Below are 17,548 nucleotides of genomic sequence, written 5' to 3' on the forward strand. Positions count from 1 at the left end.
TTCGCTGGGCGCCCCCCAGCGAGATGGAAATGGACCGGCGCCGCCCCTGCTGGTCTTGCCCCGTTGGCCTGATCCCCTTGGGCCTGAAGCAGTGCCGCCTCATTTGCTTCGACGGGGCTTGCGGGAAATCGGGTGGGCGTGCGAGTGATGCCGCATGTCACGACGCACGCCCCCCGATTCTCCTCCCGATCTTTTCTCCCTCGAACCGATCGTTCCGGATTTTTCGCTGGAGTTGATGGTGCGGAAAGCAGGTCATTGGCCGGTAGCAGGCACCGACGAAGCTGGACGCGGGCCCCTTGCTGGACCTGTTGTCGCCGCAGCGGTCATCCTCAATCCGGACCACATCCCCGCAGGACTGAACGATTCCAAGCAGTTGACGCTGAAACAGCGTGAGGCACTGTTCGTGGAGATCTGTGCCACGGCGCATATTTCAATCGCCTCTTCCGGCCCCCGCCATATCGATGAGAAGAACATCCTTCGCGCCAGCCTTGATGCCATGCGCCGTGCCGTGGACGCCCTGCCCGTCAGGGCAGACTATGTCCTGGTCGATGGCCGCGATGTACCGCCAGGGCTTGCCTGTCAGGGCAAGGCTGTCATCCAGGGCGATGCGCGCAGCCTTTCCATTGCCGCCGCTTCGATCATCGCCAAGGTGACGAGAGATCGGATGATGGCCCGCGCGAGCCAGGTTTATGGCAACTACGGCTTCGCCCAACATGCGGGCTATGGCACGGCCCAGCATCGGCGCGCCATCGAAGAGCATGGGCCATGCCCCCTTCACAGAATGAGCTTCAGACCACTCCGACAAGATTGAGCGGCACGCTCTCTATCGACCGGTCAGGGAACTGACGTGCTTGGGGCTTAAGCGTGTCGCGATCTTTCAGATTCGCTCCTGGCGCTTTATCTTTTTGTTTTAACGCATGTCGTTTGCGCAAAACCGCTGCACACTTTTACTACGACATGCTCTAGAATCAAGGTTCTGGTGCCCGCACCTCACCCCAGCAGCCTGGCGGCGCGTCATGCTGTTCGGTTGGCAGCACGATGCTATCACCCCGGACTGGCGAGGATTCCACGCACTCCAGCGGATCGTCACCACAGGCTCCAGACGCGAAAAAGGCCGGGTTGCCCCTGCCTTCTTGCAAACTCAAATGTCTGAAAGATCAGTTCAGGCGAGCCTTCACCTGACCGACGGACTGAGAGAACAGAGCCTGCTGCGTCGCGGCATCAGCCTTGGCAGCAATGACCTTTTCGGCAGCAGCGACTGCCAGATCGACAGCGGCGGCGCGAACGGCGCCGATCGCATCGGCTTCCGCCTGGCGGATCTTCTGTTCCGAAAGAGCGTTGCGACGAGCGACGAATTCCTCCGTCTTCTGACGGGCTTCTTCCGTCAGAGCGGCAGCTTCGCGTTCTGCGGAGGCAACGATGGCAGCCGCTTCAGCTTCGGCTTCCTTGCGCTTGCGCTGGTATTCGGCGAGCAGAGCCTGCGCCTCTTCACGAAGACGCTTGGCCTGATCGAGTTCCTCGCGGATGTTGGCGGCGCGCTTGTCCAGCGACGAGGCCATCATGCCAGGAACCTTGAGGTATACGAGAAGAAGAAGGAAGAGAACAAGGCCTACAAAGGCGAAGAATGTTGCATCAAATGCCATGATATCAGGCTCCTACCTTTGCGGTTGCAACTGCAGCCCTGACGTCTTCGGCGCTGGCCTTGGGACCAATGAGCTGGTCGACAATCGCAGACGCCGTTTCTTCAGCAATCGCACCGACTTCTGCAAAAGCAGCAGCCTTGATTTCAGAAATGCGGGCTTCGGCGGCGGCCAGCTTGCCAGCCAGTTCAGCTTCGATGGCTGCACGGTCGGCGTTGGCCTTGACCTTCGCTGCTTCGCGAGCGCTTTCGGCAATCGCACCGGCCTTGGAACGGGCTTCCGCCAGTTCCTTTTCGTAGGTGGCGACGGCAGCGTCTGCCTCAGCCTTCAGACGGGAGGCCTCATCGAGATCCTGTGCAATCCGGTCATGACGGTGTTCGAGAATGCCACCGATGCGGGGCACGATCACCTTCTGCATGAGCAGATAGAAAAGACCGAAAGTGATGACGAGCCAGAGCAGCTGCGAAGCATAGGTCGACTGGTCGAAAGGCGGGAATACGCCAGTGCCATGCTCATTGTGAGCGACACCCGTCTCCGTATGCACTTCACCTTGCGTGGCGCCATTGGCCGGCGCAGCTTGTTGCGCAAATGCCGGTGTCACGAACATCATCACCTCCAGGGGGGTATTCAATAAGAAGGATCACGGCACACATCGTGGCGGCCGTGATCCGATCGGTTTGCCGGTTATTAGACGGCGAACAGCAGGAGGAGCGCTACGAGCAGCGAGAAGATGCCCAGAGCTTCCGTAACGGCGAAGCCGAATACCAGACGGCCGAACTGGCTGTCAGCAGCAGACGGGTTGCGAAGAGCGCCGGAGAGGTAGTTGCCGAAGATGTTGCCGAGGCCGAGAGCCGTACCAGCCATGCCAAAGCAAGCCAGACCTGCACCGATGAACTTTGCTGCTTCCGCTTCCATGTGTGAACTCCTTAGAATGGTTTGTTGCGGCGGTTGACTGACGCTTCAATACGCCAATGTCGTTCCTCAGTGGCCGCCTGGGTGAACTGCATCGTTGAGGTACATGCATGTGAGTACCGCAAAGACGTAGGCCTGCAGGAAGGCTACGAGGAATTCCAGACCGGTCAGAGCGACCGTCATGATCAGGGGCAATGTCGCGCCACCGATACCGATTGCACCCAGGGTTCCAAGCGAAGCAACGAAGCCCGCGAACACCTTGAGGGTGATGTGTCCCGCCAGCATGTTGGCAAAAAGACGAACCGACAGCGAAATCGGACGGGACAGGAATGAGATGATTTCGATCGTGACGACCAGCGGCAGGAGCACGCCCGGAACACCGCTTGGCACGAAAACATTGAGGAAGTGCAGACCGTGCTTGTAGAAACCGTAGACGACAACAGTGCCGATGACGAACAGCGCCAGCGCGAAGGTGACGATGATCTGGCTGGTAACCGTGAAGAAGTACGGGAACATGCCGAGCAGGTTTGCCGTCAACACGAACATGAAGAGCGAGAAGACCATCGGGAAGAACTTCATCCCGTGGCTGCCCGCACCTTCGCGCAGCATGGAAGCAATGAACTCGTAGGAAAGCTCGGCAACCGACTGCGAACGACCCGGGATCAGGCCGCGATTGGCAGTCGAGAAGTAGAGAAAACCGGCAGCACAGGCAACCGTGGCGACCATAAACAGGGACGCATTGGTAAAGGAGAAATCGATACCACCAACTTCGATTGGCACGATCTTGAAGATCTGGAACTGATGCGTCGGGTCGTTCGCCACCGCTCTACCTTTTCTTTCCTCATGGCCGCCGCAATTGGCAGCTAGCCTCTAAATCCGAGCCTTAGCGCTTGTGGCTCGGATCATCGCCGCGAGAAACACCCGGATCCGGGGTTGCGACCATGCCCATGGCACGAAGCACGTTCAGCACTCCGGCACAGAAACCGAGAAGAAGAAGTATGATCATCCCCCAAGGCGTCGTGCCGACAAAACGGTCGATCAGATAGCCAAGCATGGCGCCAACAGCGATGGCGGCAATGAATTCGGAAGAAATCTTCAACCCGAGAGCCATTCCCTTACGGCTTTCCTCGGATTGCTTTTCCTTCGCGGTTTCAATCGCCTCGCTGCGTTCCCTTGCCGCCAGTTTTGCGGAAAGAGCATCGCGTCGTTGCTCCAGACTATCGTCATCGTTGTCGGTCATGCGCCTCTCCCTGGCTTCAGCAGACCGAATTTTCGGTCTTAAGCCTCTCTCGAAGCCTTGGGAAATAGCGCCTTCCGGCCCGTTTTGAAGTCGGGCGCAACATAGTTTTGCGCGCCCCCATAGTCAAGGCGTTAACCGACACTCATCCAGAACAAATTTATGACGAAAAATCAATTACTTGAGATTAAGAACGATTAGTACGTCCTGTGGAAGTCGCGGAATCGACGGTCCTCAGCTCCACCCGCCGCCATAGGTGCGGTAGAAGACATGCAGTCCGATGCGGCCTACCTTTTTCATGGTGGGTGCCCAATTGGGACGGACATAGACCGCATGATAGTGAGTTGCGGAACCGACTTCCTTCAACCATATCTTGCCGGCCGTGGTTGCCATGGCCACTTCACGTGCCATTTTCCAGTGTTCTTCCGAACGGATACGATCCTTGATGTTGTCACAGGCGAAAGAGAACTGGCAGCGGTTGCGCCAATCCTCGTTCTGGTAGACGACGCCGCAGATCGTCTTGGGATAAGCGGGATTGCGCACGCGATTGAGGATAACCTGAGCGACGGCCGCCTGGCCCTTCACCGATTCGCCGCGAGCCTCGAAGTAGATGCCGGATGCAAGGCACTGTTGCTCCTGCGGGGAAAAGGCATCTGGCGGCAGGGGCGTTGCCGCCCATGCATGGTCCTCAGGTCCAATATCCGGGATGAAACGACCGTCATCCTTTTTTTCCGTCAGGATCGCATCGAAAGGCGATTGCCGTGCGTAGTCGGGCTTGGCAGGAGCATAGGCCGTGGCAAGGATATCGGCTCTCGGATTTGTAACGAGTTTTGCCACCATGGGTGAAAGACCGGCATCGGGTTTCTTTTCCTCCGAACGGCGGAAATAGAAGGCAGCGAGCTTCACCTCTTCGCTGGCCTTGGGCGCCTTGGCAAACGCAACCTGATCTTCGGCGCGGATGACGGGTGCGAGAAGCGAACTGCTTCGCTGCAGAATGGAGCCGGCACTGAAGGCCCGCGGCGGCAACATGGGCACGACGGCCACCACTCTGCCCTTCTTCTGGGCGCGGTTCACCCGGTCTTCGTCGGGAATATGCTGATCTTCCTTCTTGCTCGCCACGATGGCAATCTTCTGGCCGTTGGGCAGGCTGAAGCCAGCATCGGACACAATGCGGTCTTCACCCGGAGGGAAGGCAAGCTCTGCCGAATGGATAGACCCCGCAGGTGATTTCGTCATCACCATGCGCCACTGCGCACCAGAGCGTTCAAATCCGGAGAGGAGATCACTCAGATCCCCGTGCGCGGGGAGGCTGGGGAATGACAACCAGGCCGCGAGACCAAAAAGGGTGGGGGCTGCCCAGCGGTCGGCAAGCGAAATCCGCTTTCGGGCGATATTTCTCAAACGCAGCACAAGACAACTCCAACACGTCAACTCTTGAGCGTGGAGAATCTAATATTAACCCTAATGGACGGTTAATACCAAATGTCGATGATATGAACCGATTGCGTGGGACCGGAGACCTTCATCCGACGAGGAGCATACCGGAGAGCGATGCTCCTGCATCGGTCGAGGATTGCGACAAAGTCGGTGGAGGAAATCCGGCCCATCCAGAGGACCGGGCGCTTTTGGTCTTCGGACGTCGTCGAAAATCCGCGCCGGACCTTCAGGTCCGACTGTGGTTTTCTTCTCGCCGCAAACCCAAATCGCTCCGGCGCAATCGGTCCCTATCATCGACATTTGGTATGACCGATCAAAACGGTACGGTGGCGCTCACGCGGGTGTGACCTCCCGCGCATGAAACGCAATTAGATGATGACGTGGGAACCCAGCTCTACCACACGGTTGGCAGGCAGATGGAAGTAATCAGAAGGATCCGTCGCGGTATTGGCCAGACCAATGAAGAGCCTGTCCTGCCACATGGGCATGCCTGATTCGGCATCCGGCACCAGCTTGCGGCGTCCGAGATAGAAGGACGTCGACATGATGTCGAACTTGATGCCGCATTTACGCAGGTAACCCAGAGCCTGCGACACGTTGTGAGACTGCATGAAGCCGTAACGCAGTTCGATGAGCGTGAAGCGCTCGTTGAGCTTTTCGACTGAGAACGAATTCTCCTGTGCCACGCGCGGCTTGTTGACCGTGCGAATGGTCAGGATCACGTTTCTCTCATGCAGCACATGGTTATGCTTGAGATTGTGCATCAAGGCGGCCGGCGCGGATTCCGGATCGCTGGTCAGGAAGATCGCCGTTCCCGGTACGCTGACAGGTGCATGCTTGCTCTTGTTTTCGATGGATTTCTCGATGGAGGTAGCAAAGCTTGTCAGCGGCACATCGATGCGTTTGGTCTTCTCGCCCAGAATGAGTGTGCCACGCTTCCAGGTCCACATGATGATGGTGAAGCCAGCAGCCATCATGACCGGCACGTAGCCACCATCGTGGATCTTGAGCAAGTTTGCACCGAGGAACACGACTTCGAGTGCAAGAAGCGGCGCAAGTGCCAGGGCCGCGACCCAACGCGGCCAGCGCCAACGGGCGCGAACGAATTCAAACGCCATAAGGGTGGTCACGACCATCGCACCCGTCACCGAAATACCATAGGCCGTGGCGAGCGCATCGGAACTTTCGAAGCCAAGAACGAGCGCGAGAACACCGATCAAGAGAACAAGATTGACGGCCGGCAGGAAGATCTGCCCGGTATTCGTTTCAGAGGTGAACAGGATCTGCATGCGCGGCAGATAGCCGAGATGAATCGCCTGCCGGACAAGCGAGAAGCCGCCGGTTATCACGGCTTGGCTGGCGATAATCGTCGCGGCTGTCGCGAGCAGGACCATGGGCAGAAGCGCCCAGGAGGGGAACATCAGGTAGAACGGGTTCGATGCCGCTTCCGGGTTCTGCATGACCAGGGCTCCCTGCCCCAGATAGTTCAGTGTGAGCGCCGGAAAAACCAGAACGAACCAGGCCCACTGGATCGGGCGGCGTCCGAAATGGCCGAGGTCGGCGTAGAGCGCCTCGGCGCCCGTGACGGTCAGGAAGACCGCGCCCAGAACGACGATCCCGAGAAACCCCTCGTTGAACAGAAAGGTAACGGCATAAACCGGGTTGAAAGCATAGAGGATGCTGAGGTCATCGCTGATGTGCAGCACGCCCCCTAGCCCCATGGCGATGAACCAGAGAGCTGTAATCGGTCCAAAAAACCGAGAAACCTTGGCTGTGCCCTGAGACTGGATTGCGAACAGACCGATGAGAATGACGATCGAGATCGGCAGCACCCATTCGTCGAAGGCGGGCGTTACAAGTTTCAGCCCTTCCACCGCCGAGAGAACCGAGAGCGCCGGGGTGATCATGGCATCGCCGAGAAACAGCGCGGCACCGATGAGGCCCAGGATGATGAGCACCATCTTGTTTCCGCCGGCGGTCTTGATCAGCATGGCCAGCAAAGACAGTGTTCCACCCTCGCCGTCGTTATCGGCGCGCAGCAGGAACAGGACATATTTGATCGTCACGATGATGGTGAGCGTCCAGATCATCAGGGAGATGATGCTGATGATCTCGACATTCGTCAGACCGTCGGCGGATACCGGCCGCAGCGCCTCGCGAAAGGCGTAGAGCGGACTGGTGCCGATGTCGCCATAAACGACGCCAATCGAACCCAGCGTGAGCGCCAGCATGTGCTTGAGGCTCTTGTCGTCGTGAACCTGTGCTTCAGTCTCGTGTGACATCCGAAGATCTGGCCTTTAGAGCCAGCCTTTCCAGCGGAAGAAGAAAAAGGGAATGATGGCGGATAGCACCATGGCGAACAGGGCAAGCGGATAGCCCAGTTGCCAGGACAGTTCCGGCATGTGTTGGAAATTCATGCCGTAGATCGATGCCACAAGCGTTGGCGGCAGGAAGACCACCGAGGCGATCGAGAAGATCTTGATGATGGCATTCTGCTCGACATTGATCAGGCCCAGTGAAGCATCCAGAAGGAAGGCTATATTACCTGCCACGAAACTGGCATGCTCCGAAAGCGTCGTGACGTCCTGCGCGACCGTTGCACACAGTTTGCGTACGTCCTCGTCCTTCTGGATGACAGAGGCATTCTGCAAGAAGGTCAGCAGGCGAGAGAGCGAGCCGAGACTGTCACGCACCTTTCCGACAAGGCGGTGAACCTCGGCGATTTCCGCCAACTTGCTTTCCAGGAATTTCGGTGGGCGCCGCTCGGTCCGTTCGCGAAAGATATCCGTGGCAAGGTGATCCACCCGAGACACTACGGTCTCCATGATTTCCGCCGTGCGATCCGCGATCGTCTCCAGAAGATGCGCGAGAAGGGTACGCCCGTTGCAGGTCTCCTCCGGTGCGCGGCCGAGGGCTGCGACAAAGAGGCTGAAGGACTTCGGGTCCGCGTAACGAACCGTGACAAGTCTGTCCGCCGTGAGAATGAATGCGACGTCGGTGAGCTTGGAATCCTTGCTGTCTGCGCGCCATACCAGCGAACCGGTCATGTAGAGCGCACCGTTTTCGGCATAGAGCCGACTGGACGGCTCGATATCCTTCAACTCGTCCCGGGTGGGGATCGAGATGCTGAGAAGCTGCTCGACAAACTGATCTTCCGCAGATGTCGGATGATGGAGATCAATCCATACGACATCGTCAGGAAGAAGGAATTCCGGCTTGTCGGGCGTCAGCTCGCTGACGGAACCGTTGGACAGGTAAGCGTTGATCAAGGGCATCTCCGTGCCGGTGCATCATGCCCGGCACATTACAATAGTAGGACCTCAGTTCCGGTTCCCCGTCCCAAACGGGGGCGCGTATAAGACCTGCCCTTGGTAAATGCAAGCAAAACGAATCCTTGCTTGCATTTGTATCAAACTGGAAACGTCGGCTTCGCAGATTTATTCGAAGACGATGCTTGGGGCAGGCCTTGCCCGGCGCCCGGCCAATTGTTCCCAAACCTGGCGCGCGATACCCTTGTACACTTCAGCCGCGGCACCGTCAGGGTCCGCCACCACGACGGGCGTTCCCGCATCGGACTTCTCACGAATTTCCATGGTGAGTGGCACTTCACCGAGGAAGGGAACGCCAATCCTCTCTGCCTCGGCGCGAGCGCCGCCATGGCCGAAAATATCGTAGCGCTTGCCCGTATCCGGCGCGAGAAAATAGCTCATGTTTTCAATGATGCCGAGAAGCGGAACTTCTACTTTCTTGAACATGGCAATGCCCTTGCGCGCATCGATCAGGGCGAGATCCTGCGGCGTCGACACGATGACGGCACCGGCAAGCGGTACCTGCTGCGCCATGGTCAACTGGGCGTCTCCCGTACCGGGCGGCATGTCGACGATCAGAACATCGAGTTCGCCCCAGGCAACCTCGCGAAGCATTTGCAGAATGGCGGATTGCACCATCGGTCCGCGCCAGATCATGGCGGCATCCTCATCGACCAGGTAGCCGATCGACATGGATTTCAGGCCATAATTCTCCATGGGCACAATGATGCGATTGTCGATCTGTTTGGGCCGACCAGAGATCTTCAGCAGGCGTGGCACCGATGGCCCGTAGATATCGGCATCCAGCAGGCCAACCTTCAGGCCGTTCGCCATCAGCCCCAGCGCCAGATTGACCGCGGTTGTGGACTTGCCGACGCCGCCCTTGCCGGATGCGACAGCGATGATGGCGCCGACACCGGGAACGCCAGCCTTCTGCGCTCGCCCGCCTTGCGCACCGTGTGAATGCCCGGCGTGAGAGTGGCCTGCATGGGAATGGCCTGCGTGGGAATTGCCTGGGCTCTGGGGCGGCACTGTTGCGGGCTTGGTAGCGGCGGCGGCTCCTGCCTTGCGGTCGGCCGTGAGTGTGACGAGTGCGCCCTTCACGCCCGGAATTGCCTTTACGGCCCGTTCGGCAGCTTGCCGCATGGGCTCCAGTTCTTCAGCACGTTCCGAAGGCACGCTGATGGAGAAATAGACCTTGCCATCCGCGATGAAGACATCCGACACCATGTTGCGGGAGATGAGATCGCCTTCCAGATCCGGTCCGCGCACCTTGCGGAGTGTATCGATGACAAGATCCTTGTTTACTTCGGCCATACCCGCTCGCTCCTGCTGTCTCTCACCGGCTATTCCAGACCGATGATGTTATCGACTGCACATATAGTAAGCGCCGCGACGAAAGCGCAACCGCCAAGTACAGGTGTGCGACATGTGAGACAATCGGGCTATGACTGAAAACCAAAACGCCGGATGGCGCTGCTGCAGTTGCAAGACCGCGCTACGCCATCCGGCGGTTTTTTTGATCGCGCCTCTTTTGTGCGCTTTCCAGTCCCCTCTGGACCGCAGTCGAAGATGCACGAAGCGTGCCAAACCAGATTTCGAGGATGAAACTCCATTTATTGCGTAAAGGGCATGTGGGGAGCGGGATGAAAGAGTGCCGCTGCCGAAACTTTAAGCTACCTGTGAACCAGACGTCTGGGAATGCCTGTCAGGCGATCAGATTGCCACGGATCGCCTTGGCGACAGCCTGCGTGCGGTTGACGGCGTCGAGCTTGCGGGTCGCGCGGTTGAGATAGTGGTTAACGGTGTGCTCCGACAGGCTCAGGATTTCTGCGATTTCCGCACTCGTCTTGCCGGCGGCTGTCCAGGTCAGGCATGCAAGTTCCCGATCGGCCAGCTTCTCGCTGACCCGGATATCCTGCGAGCGCAGATGCGCCAGTTGCTGATAGACATGGTTTAGGCAGTAAGAGAGCGCCATCATCTCATAGAGGGAAAAATCGACCCCCTGCCCGCAAAGGCCTGCCCAACCCCGCTTGCCGGATAGATCATGGACCGGGAACACCGCGCCGCTGTCCATTCCGAAACGGGCGAACAGTTCCCTCACCGCCTGGCTACCACGTTCTTCGGCCATCTCCTCGAGGTCGAACTGGAAAGGCAGGACACTCGCGCGGATCCTATGGATGACTGGACTGCTGCCTAAAAATTTGTCCTGATCGAAAAGGGCAATGAGTTCAGGAGGGCCGTTGGTGATGATGGAGCTTGCGGAAAGCTCGGTGACCGTGGGATCCGGCAGATCCGCGACGACAAAAGCACTGCAGTGAAACTGCTCGGAAAGCTGTCGCATCAGGCGAAAGATTTCAAACTGCGTTTTGATTTTCTCAAGCGCTGCCAGCCAATTGGCCACAAATGCCTGGTGGGCGGTGAAATCGGCAAATCCATCCATGGGCTGGTATCGCATTTTCTCTGTATAGTTTCAGCACATCATTGCATTAGCAATGAAAAATTAAACTAATACCGTGTATTCAATGGGTGAATACGAAGTCTTTTTAATTTCTGATGTTCAGTACACAATTGTATTACAAATATCGAGTCTCAATCTGAATCTTTATCATCTGTCCTGATGGGCAGGACTGAGACCGTGGGTCATGTCTTCGGCGATCGAGCTTGCGGCTTGACGTACAGGCGCAACCCATTTTTCACGTTCCGACGGCCCTGCCCTGAAAACCGGGGCCGTTACCGAAATCCCGCCGATAAAATTCTGGGAGGCGACGACAATCGAAGCGGCAACGCAGCATATTCCGGCCTGATGTTCTTCCAGGTCTTCTGCATAGCCGCGTTGCCGGATCGGGCCCAAGGCGTCCTGAAGCGCGGCGGCATCTGCAATCGTGCTGGCCGTATAGCGATGAAAGCGCATTTGATGAACGAGGTCGGCGAGACGATCTTCCGGCAGACACGAAATGGCTGCCTTGCCGATGCCGGTGCAATAGACCGGCGATGCATTTCCCACCTGGGAATGCATGCGGACGGCCTGCCTGCTTTCCAGTTTGTCGAGATAGACGATCTCGGCACCACGCAGCATCCCGAAATGGACGGTCTCCCCGGTGATTTCATGCAGCACCTTCATATGCGGTTCTGCCAGCTTGCGCACGGTATTGCGTGCCCAGGCCCGTGAGGCGAATTTCAGGAGGCGGATTCCCGGCTGATAGGCGCCGTCCGGGGATATGTCGACCAGACCCTCTACGACCAGATGACGCAGCTGCCGATGAAGGCTGCCCTTCGGCTGTCCCGTCAGCTTCAACAGATCGCTGAACCGCAAGGCATCCTGCGCCGATGCAATGAGATCCAGCAGATGGATCGCCTTGCCCAAAGTGCCCGTATCGTCGCTGGATGACATCGAAGCCTCGTTGTTCGTGCGCGTCCTCTTATTGACATCGAGACGATAATAGATGTTTTATTCCACATAGTCAAACACGGTTCCAAATAATGGAACCGACAAGCCTGTCGTGAAACCAATGAGTTCGATGCTCCCTGCTCCAACTTTCCCCGATCTTCAGGATCGCGGCGTTCTGATCACCGGTGGCGGTTCTGGCATCGGTGCAGCGCTGACCGAGGCCTTCGCCATGCAGGGCGCCAAGGTCGCGTTCATCGATGTGGCGGAAGAGCCTTCGCGCCAGCTGGCTAGTGACCTTTCCAACCAGAGCAAGCACGCGGTCCATTATCTGAAGGCCGATCTTCGCAATGTGAGCGAAGTCCGTGCTGCCGTCGACGATGCGGTGGCAAGGCTTGGCGGTCTGGGCGTGCTGATCAACAATGCGGCCAGAGACGACCGCCATGAGTTTCTCGACATGAGCGAGGACTATTGGGATGAAAACCAGGCGATCAACCTGAAACACATGGCCTTTGCTGCCCAGGCTGCCGCACCCGCTCTGATCCGGGACGGCAGAGGCGCGATCGTCAACATGTCTTCCATCGCCTTCATGCTGAATATGGGGGCCATGCCGAGCTATACAACCGCCAAGGCCGGCGTTCTGGGCCTGACAAAGAGCCTGGCTGGACGTCTGGGGCCGGAGGGTGTGCGCGTGAATGCCATCCTGCCGGGCATGGTGGTGACGGAGCGGCAATTGGAGCTCTGGCTGACGGAAGATGGCATGGCCGCGATGCGTGATCGGCAGTGCCTCAAACGTAATCTTTTACCCGCCGACATCGTGGGACCATGCCTGTTCCTGGCATCGTCCGCATCGGCGGGAATGACTGCACAATGGATAACCGTAGATGGAGGAGTGCTCTGATGAATGAGCCCGCCTATGTGGCCGTAGACTGGGGTACCTCCAGCTTCCGGCTGTGGCTGATGGACAGAGACGATCATGTGCTGGCGGAGCGCCGCAGCGGCGAAGGCATGACGACGGCGGCCTCCATGGGCTTTGGCACTGTCCTGTCCTCGCACCTGCAGACCGTTCAGGCAAGTGCTGCCCTGCCCGTGGTTATCTGCGGCATGGCAGGAGCCCGTCAGGGTTGGGTGGAGGCCGGATATGTCGATGTCCCGGCAAGGCTTTCGACGGTTCTTTCAAATGCCGTTCGCGTTCCGGCGGAAGAGCGGGACATCCGGATCCTGCCAGGGATCGCCCAGCGCAGCGATACCATGCCTGATGTCATGCGCGGCGAGGAAACCCAATTGCTGGGCTCTGCCGGCATCGCCAGCCAACGGCTTGTCTGCATGCCGGGAACGCATTCGAAATGGGTGGGCGTGAATGGCGATATCGTCACCAGCTTTTCGTCATTCATGACCGGCGAAGTCTTCGACGCTCTATCCAAGCATACGATCCTTAAACATGCCATGGCTGAGGCAGACAGTTTCGATGGCTCCCATCCGGCCTTTATCGCTGCGGTGAGACATGCACGCGAAAACCCGGCCATGTTCACCAATCTCATTTTTACATGCCGGTCCGGACAGCTGTTGCACGGGCTGGATGCGACCTCGGCGGCGGCTCGCTTGTCGGGCTTGTTGATTGGTACCGAATTCGCTGGCGGGCTTTCCATTGCCGGAACAGACGCGACGGTTCAACTGGTCGCATCCGGTAAGCTGCTAACGCTGTATGAAGCTGCATTCGCCGCCCTCGATCTCGACTTCGAGTCCGTGGATGCGGATCTCGCCGTTCGCAACGGGCTTGCCTCAGCTGCCCGTTCTCTATTCTTCGCGCATTAAAAGGATTTCGACATGAGCCGCATCCCCTTTCCAGACATGAAGCGTCCGCTCGTGGCCATCCTGCGGGGGTTGAAACCGGAGGAAACGCAGGCCGTGGTCGGCGGTCTGATCGAGACTGGTTTTACCGCCATCGAGATTCCGCTTAATTCTCCGGATCCGTTCCGCTCTATCGAAATCGCCGCGAAGATGGCGCCTGCCGACTGCCTGATCGGCGCAGGAACGGTTCTGACAGTCGGAGATGTTCAATCGCTGGAAAGCGCGGGCGGTAGATTGATGGTGAGCCCGAATGTGGAGCCGGAGGTGATTTCGCTCGCGGCGGCAAAGGGCATGGTCACGCTACCCGGTTGCTTTACGGCGACCGAGGCGCTGGCTGCCGCAAAAGCAGGCGCAACGGGCCTCAAGTTCTTCCCTGCCAGCGTTCTTGGTCCGTCCGGCATCAATGCCATCCGTGCAGTTTTGCCGAAGGATCTGCTGATTGCAGCCGTGGGCGGCGTGTCCGACACCAACTTCGCTGAATATGTCAAAGGTGGCATTACGGCCTTTGGTCTGGGCTCCAGCCTCTACAAGCCGGGCATGAGCGCCGAGGACGTTATTGCCAAGGCGCGTATCACCATCGAGGCCTATGATCGCGCCGTGGGAGAAGCCGCATGACGGAAATCTTCGACTTCAAAGGCAGCGTCCTGTCGGATCATCCTTGCATGCTGGGCGAAGGCCCAACCTACGACCCGCACACGAAGACGCTCTACTGGTTCAACATCCTGGGTCAGGAACTGCATGAGCTTTCGCTGGATACCGGCGAGAAGAAGCTGCATGCCCTGCCCTGCAAGGCAAGTGTTCTGGCCCGCATCGACGGCGAGCGGCAATTGCTGGCAACCGAGCGCGGACTGATGATCCGCGAGCGCGCAACGGGCGTTCTATCTCCCTATCTGGAACTTGAACCTGCCCATATGGGAAATCGCTCCAACGACGGGCGCGTGCACCAGAGCGGCGCCTTGTGGATCGGCACGATGGGCTTGAAAGCACAGGACGGCGCGGGTTCGATCTATCACGTTGCGGGAAACCAGGTCACCCGCATCTTCACCGGGATCAGCATTCCCAACAGCATCTGCTTTTCACCGGACGGGGCAATCGGCTACTTCACCGATACACGCAATAGCCGCATCATGCGGGTTGCGCTTGATGCCAAGACCGGCCTGCCGACTGAACAGGCTTCGGTCTTCATCGACACCGGCAGCCGGGCGGGCGGAGCAGACGGTTCCGTGTGTGATGCCGAGGGAGCGCTGTGGAATGCGCGCTGGGGTCAGTCGGCCGTCGATAAATATGCGCCAGACGGTACTCATCTTGCGCGATATGCTCTTCCCACTGCGCGGACAAGCTGCCCGGCTTTTTTTGGCGAGAATGCCAACCGCATGTTCGTGACCTCCGCCTTCGAGGGAGCAACGGCACAGGAGCGCCAGACAGACACGAAGGCTGGCTTCACTTTCGATCTGGGGATCGATGTAAAAGGCCGGTTCGAGCCCGATTTCAAACTCTGAAGATATTCTTCATCAACGTTTTCGGCAGCTTTCGCAGGCACCCGCAAACCACAAAAAGGCGAAAATGTTCCGGCATTTTCGCCTGTTTTTTTAGCATTTTCTAACGGAACTTACCCTCTCAAACGACATTCTCCTCTCGAACCGGCGCGGTGAAGAACACTCCAAACCGCGCTTCAAGAGCAAGAACCAAGGAAGGTATGTTCGAGATGAAGAAGACCCTTAGCACCATGGCAGCCGCTGCCGTACTGATGGCCTCCACAGCAATCGCGCCGGCATTTGCACAGTCCAGCACCACTGCACCGGCCACGACGCCGAACGCCCAGCAGATGGACACAACCATGCCGAAGGCATCCGGCACAACGAACAGCGGCGCGATGAATGGCACCACTGGCACTGCCGCGCCGACAACATCTGCAGCAGCGTCCGGTGAATACATCACGCAGCAGAGCGAAACGCAGGTTAGCGCCAACGACTACATCGGCAAGGCGATCTATAACGCCGAGAACAACAGCATCGGCGATGTAAACGACCTCATCCTGGAAGAGAACGGCGGCATCGTCGCTGCAGTGGTTGGCGTTGGCGGCTTCCTCGGCATCGGTGAGAAGGACGTCGCAGTTCCGATGAGCAAGCTGACAATGGCGCGCGATGAAAACAACAATGTGCGCCTCACAACAACCGAAACAGCAGATTCCCTGAAGGCTGCTCCGGAGTTCAAGACACTGAGCGATCAGCAGGCTGAGATGCGCTCCAACGCAACCGATACCACGACCACGTCTTCGACGAATGGCGCGGTACCGGCAGGCAACGCCACTACCCCGTCGACGCAGGCCCGCCCATAACGGGCAGCCTCTGGAACGAGAGACACGTTGTCAACTTAATAGGGCGGGGCTTCGGCACCGCCCTTTTTTCGACTTCTACGGCTTCATGCAATCTCGCGCGTGGTGACGGTAAAATCGCGGTAATTGCGTTCAAGATAGGCAAGCGTCGCGGCAGCATCGACCGGCCGACCGTAGAAATAGCCCTGCCCCATGGAACAGCCGAGCGCCTTGAGCTTCTCCGCGTCGGCCTTTTCCTCGATTCCCTCGGCAACAACCTGCAGATCAAGTCCATCACACATGGCGATGATGGCCTTCACAATATGTTCCGACGCCCGATCCGTGGTGATGCGGGATACGAATGCGCGGTCGATCTTTACCTTGTCGAAGGTGAAGTCCCGCAGCCGCCCGAGACTGGATTGGCCGGTGCCGAAATCATCAAGCGATATGCGCACGCCCGCTTGCCGCAGTTCTGCGATGATGCGCTCTGCCGTGTCGGCGGATGTCATCACGGCGGTTTCAGTGATTTCAAGCTCGAGGCGAACGGGATCGAGACCCACGCGTGCCAAGGTCGCAAGTATCGTCGGGGCGGTGGTCGGGTCCATCAACTGAGCCGACGAGAGATTGAAGGAGAGAAAGAGTTCTCGCGGCCAGGAAAGAGCCGCTTCCGCCGCCTTGCGCAGCAGCGTTTCCGACAGCGCATCGATGAAGCCCCGTTCCTCCGCCAATGGCACGAAGACGGCAGGAGAGACAAAGCCGAGATCCGCATCAATCCAGCGGGCCAGCGCTTCAAATCCCACGACCGATCCATCCCGGATACGCACGATGGGCTGGAAATGCACATCCACAGCATCCGCCATGATGGCGTTCCGCAAGGCCTGTTCCAACTGGGTGGAGCGCTTCATTTCCTGCGCAATCTCACGGGAATAGACCGTGATCTGCCCGCGGCCTCGGCGCTTCGAGCGGTAAAGCGCGGTTTCGGCGCTTTTCAGCAGCTCGTCGAACTCTTCTCCCGCAAACGGATAGATGGCAAAGCCGAAGGATGCCGAGAGGCGCACATTGCGATCTCCCAGATCGTAGGGCGCCGAGAGCACCTCCCGGATCATCAGGCCGATGCGTTCAGCACTTGTCTTCTCAAAGACCAGAGGCAGCAGAAAGGCAAACTCATCGCCCTCATGCCGTGTGACGGTCGCTCCATCGGGGATGCAGGCCTTGAGACGATGGGCAACCTGGCACAGGATCTCGTCGCCTGCCTGCGAGCCGAACAGATCGTTGATCGGTTTGAACCCGTCGAGGTTTGCAATGCCGATCGTAAAGGGAGCCGGATCTTCAGCACGCTCGGAGACAAGAGCGCGGACCTTTTCGCGCAGCCGATGGCGGTTCCCGAGTCCTGTCAGAGGATCGCGATAGGCCAGGACCTGAAGTTCGTTATGCGTCACCTGTGGCAATGCGGCCGCCGCT

The 17,548-nt window shown here is 58.3% G+C and carries 18 protein-coding genes; 6 read left to right on the forward strand and 12 right to left on the reverse strand.

What is annotated here, in order from left to right:
• Positions 1-154 precede the first annotated feature (154 nt).
• Positions 155-811: a ribonuclease HII gene (locus G6N80_RS07040; protein WP_165132601.1), complete on the forward strand. Its 657-nt coding sequence runs from the start codon at positions 155-157 to the stop codon at positions 809-811.
• 346 nt (positions 812-1,157) lie between these two features.
• Here the strand turns inward: G6N80_RS07040 and G6N80_RS07045 are convergent, their stop codons facing one another.
• The 11 genes from G6N80_RS07045 to G6N80_RS07095 form a co-directional block, all read right to left on the reverse strand.
• A complete protein-coding gene (locus G6N80_RS07045; protein WP_165132603.1) occupies positions 1,158-1,643 on the reverse strand; it encodes a F0F1 ATP synthase subunit B in 486 nt (161 codons plus the stop codon).
• Positions 1,644-1,647: 4 nt separating this feature from the next.
• On the reverse strand, positions 1,648-2,250 hold the full coding sequence (locus G6N80_RS07050; protein WP_183898012.1) for a F0F1 ATP synthase subunit B: 603 nt from the start codon (positions 2,248-2,250) through the stop codon (positions 1,648-1,650).
• Positions 2,251-2,327: 77 nt separating this feature from the next.
• Positions 2,328-2,555, reverse strand: a complete 228-nt coding sequence (locus G6N80_RS07055) for a F0F1 ATP synthase subunit C (protein ID WP_010026583.1) — start codon at positions 2,553-2,555, stop codon at positions 2,328-2,330.
• A 66-nt stretch (positions 2,556-2,621) separates the two neighbouring features.
• Positions 2,622-3,374 carry a F0F1 ATP synthase subunit A gene (locus tag G6N80_RS07060; RefSeq protein ID WP_062553091.1) on the reverse strand — a complete coding sequence of 251 codons (753 nt, stop codon included), beginning with the start codon at positions 3,372-3,374 and terminating at the stop codon, positions 2,622-2,624.
• Between the two features lie 61 nt (positions 3,375-3,435).
• Positions 3,436-3,792 carry an AtpZ/AtpI family protein gene (locus G6N80_RS07065; RefSeq protein WP_062553092.1) on the reverse strand — a complete coding sequence of 119 codons (357 nt, stop codon included), beginning with the start codon at positions 3,790-3,792 and terminating at the stop codon, positions 3,436-3,438.
• Between the two features lie 231 nt (positions 3,793-4,023).
• Entirely contained in the window at positions 4,024-5,196 is a 1,173-nt protein-coding gene (locus G6N80_RS07070; RefSeq protein WP_165136939.1) for a cell wall hydrolase, read from the reverse strand.
• A 398-nt stretch (positions 5,197-5,594) separates the two neighbouring features.
• Complete coding sequence (locus G6N80_RS07075; RefSeq protein WP_062553093.1) at positions 5,595-7,508, reverse strand: potassium transporter Kup; 1,914 nt, start codon at positions 7,506-7,508, stop codon at positions 5,595-5,597.
• 15 nt (positions 7,509-7,523) lie between these two features.
• On the reverse strand, positions 7,524-8,495 hold the full coding sequence (locus tag G6N80_RS07080) for a magnesium transporter CorA family protein (RefSeq protein WP_246251461.1): 972 nt from the start codon (positions 8,493-8,495) through the stop codon (positions 7,524-7,526).
• A gap of 168 nt (positions 8,496-8,663) precedes the next feature.
• A complete protein-coding gene (locus tag G6N80_RS07085) occupies positions 8,664-9,851 on the reverse strand; it encodes an Mrp/NBP35 family ATP-binding protein (RefSeq protein ID WP_165132609.1) in 1,188 nt (395 codons plus the stop codon).
• A 391-nt stretch (positions 9,852-10,242) separates the two neighbouring features.
• Positions 10,243-10,977, reverse strand: coding sequence for a helix-turn-helix transcriptional regulator (locus G6N80_RS07090; protein WP_062553096.1), 735 nt, complete (start codon positions 10,975-10,977; stop codon positions 10,243-10,245).
• 165 nt (positions 10,978-11,142) lie between these two features.
• Positions 11,143-11,928, reverse strand: coding sequence for an IclR family transcriptional regulator (locus G6N80_RS07095; protein ID WP_165132612.1), 786 nt, complete (start codon positions 11,926-11,928; stop codon positions 11,143-11,145).
• Positions 11,929-12,046: 118 nt separating this feature from the next.
• On the opposite strand from G6N80_RS07095, the gene G6N80_RS07100 reads away from it, so the two are divergent.
• From G6N80_RS07100 to G6N80_RS07120, 5 genes are all read left to right on the forward strand, one after another.
• Positions 12,047-12,823 (forward strand): SDR family NAD(P)-dependent oxidoreductase, encoded by a 777-nt coding sequence (locus tag G6N80_RS07100; protein ID WP_165132615.1) that lies wholly within the window; start codon positions 12,047-12,049, stop codon positions 12,821-12,823.
• The gene (locus G6N80_RS07105) at positions 12,823-13,737 is read left to right on the forward strand and encodes a 2-dehydro-3-deoxygalactonokinase (RefSeq protein ID WP_165132618.1); all 915 of its coding nucleotides are present in this window, start codon (positions 12,823-12,825) and stop codon (positions 13,735-13,737) included. The genes G6N80_RS07100 and G6N80_RS07105 overlap by 1 nt, the downstream gene beginning before the upstream one ends.
• Positions 13,738-13,749: 12 nt before the next feature.
• A complete protein-coding gene (locus G6N80_RS07110; RefSeq protein ID WP_165132621.1) occupies positions 13,750-14,388 on the forward strand; it encodes a 2-dehydro-3-deoxy-6-phosphogalactonate aldolase in 639 nt (212 codons plus the stop codon).
• Positions 14,385-15,272 (forward strand): SMP-30/gluconolactonase/LRE family protein, encoded by an 888-nt coding sequence (locus tag G6N80_RS07115; RefSeq protein WP_062553101.1) that lies wholly within the window; start codon positions 14,385-14,387, stop codon positions 15,270-15,272. Before G6N80_RS07110 ends, G6N80_RS07115 begins: the two co-directional genes overlap by 4 nt.
• A 206-nt stretch (positions 15,273-15,478) precedes the next feature.
• The gene (locus G6N80_RS07120) at positions 15,479-16,111 is read left to right on the forward strand and encodes a PRC-barrel domain-containing protein (protein WP_165132624.1); all 633 of its coding nucleotides are present in this window, start codon (positions 15,479-15,481) and stop codon (positions 16,109-16,111) included.
• 83 nt (positions 16,112-16,194) lie between these two features.
• On the opposite strand, the gene G6N80_RS07125 is transcribed toward G6N80_RS07120, so the two are convergent.
• Positions 16,195-17,535: a putative bifunctional diguanylate cyclase/phosphodiesterase gene (locus tag G6N80_RS07125; RefSeq protein ID WP_165132627.1), complete on the reverse strand. Its 1,341-nt coding sequence runs from the start codon at positions 17,533-17,535 to the stop codon at positions 16,195-16,197.
• Positions 17,536-17,548 lie beyond the last annotated feature (13 nt).

It is taken from the genome of Rhizobium rhizoryzae (genome assembly GCF_011046895.1).
Classification (GTDB): domain Bacteria; phylum Pseudomonadota; class Alphaproteobacteria; order Rhizobiales; family Rhizobiaceae; genus Neorhizobium; species Neorhizobium rhizoryzae.

Bases quoted from the DNA above. Each gene is read 5' to 3' on its own strand.
- G6N80_RS07045 (WP_165132603.1), bottom strand. From the start codon at position 1,643: ATGGCATTTGATGCAACATTCTTCGCCTTTGTAGGCCTTGTTCTCTTC.
- G6N80_RS07100 (WP_165132615.1), top strand. From the start codon at position 12,047: ATGAGTTCGATGCTCCCTGCTCCAACTTTCCCCGATCTTCAGGATCGC.
- G6N80_RS07055 (WP_010026583.1), bottom strand. From the start codon at position 2,555: ATGGAAGCGGAAGCAGCAAAGTTCATCGGTGCAGGTCTGGCTTGCTTT.
- G6N80_RS07120 (WP_165132624.1), top strand. From the start codon at position 15,479: ATGAAGAAGACCCTTAGCACCATGGCAGCCGCTGCCGTACTGATGGCC.
- G6N80_RS07085 (WP_165132609.1), bottom strand. From the start codon at position 9,851: ATGGCCGAAGTAAACAAGGATCTTGTCATCGATACACTCCGCAAGGTG.
- G6N80_RS07110 (WP_165132621.1), top strand. From the start codon at position 13,750: ATGAGCCGCATCCCCTTTCCAGACATGAAGCGTCCGCTCGTGGCCATC.
- G6N80_RS07095 (WP_165132612.1), bottom strand. From the start codon at position 11,928: ATGTCATCCAGCGACGATACGGGCACTTTGGGCAAGGCGATCCATCTG.
- G6N80_RS07040 (WP_165132601.1), top strand. From the start codon at position 155: ATGTCACGACGCACGCCCCCCGATTCTCCTCCCGATCTTTTCTCCCTC.
- G6N80_RS07065 (WP_062553092.1), bottom strand. From the start codon at position 3,792: ATGACCGACAACGATGACGATAGTCTGGAGCAACGACGCGATGCTCTT.
- G6N80_RS07105 (WP_165132618.1), top strand. From the start codon at position 12,823: ATGAATGAGCCCGCCTATGTGGCCGTAGACTGGGGTACCTCCAGCTTC.
- G6N80_RS07115 (WP_062553101.1), top strand. From the start codon at position 14,385: ATGACGGAAATCTTCGACTTCAAAGGCAGCGTCCTGTCGGATCATCCT.
- G6N80_RS07050 (WP_183898012.1), bottom strand. From the start codon at position 2,250: ATGATGTTCGTGACACCGGCATTTGCGCAACAAGCTGCGCCGGCCAAT.
- G6N80_RS07090 (WP_062553096.1), bottom strand. From the start codon at position 10,977: ATGGATGGATTTGCCGATTTCACCGCCCACCAGGCATTTGTGGCCAAT.
- G6N80_RS07075 (WP_062553093.1), bottom strand. From the start codon at position 7,508: ATGTCACACGAGACTGAAGCACAGGTTCACGACGACAAGAGCCTCAAG.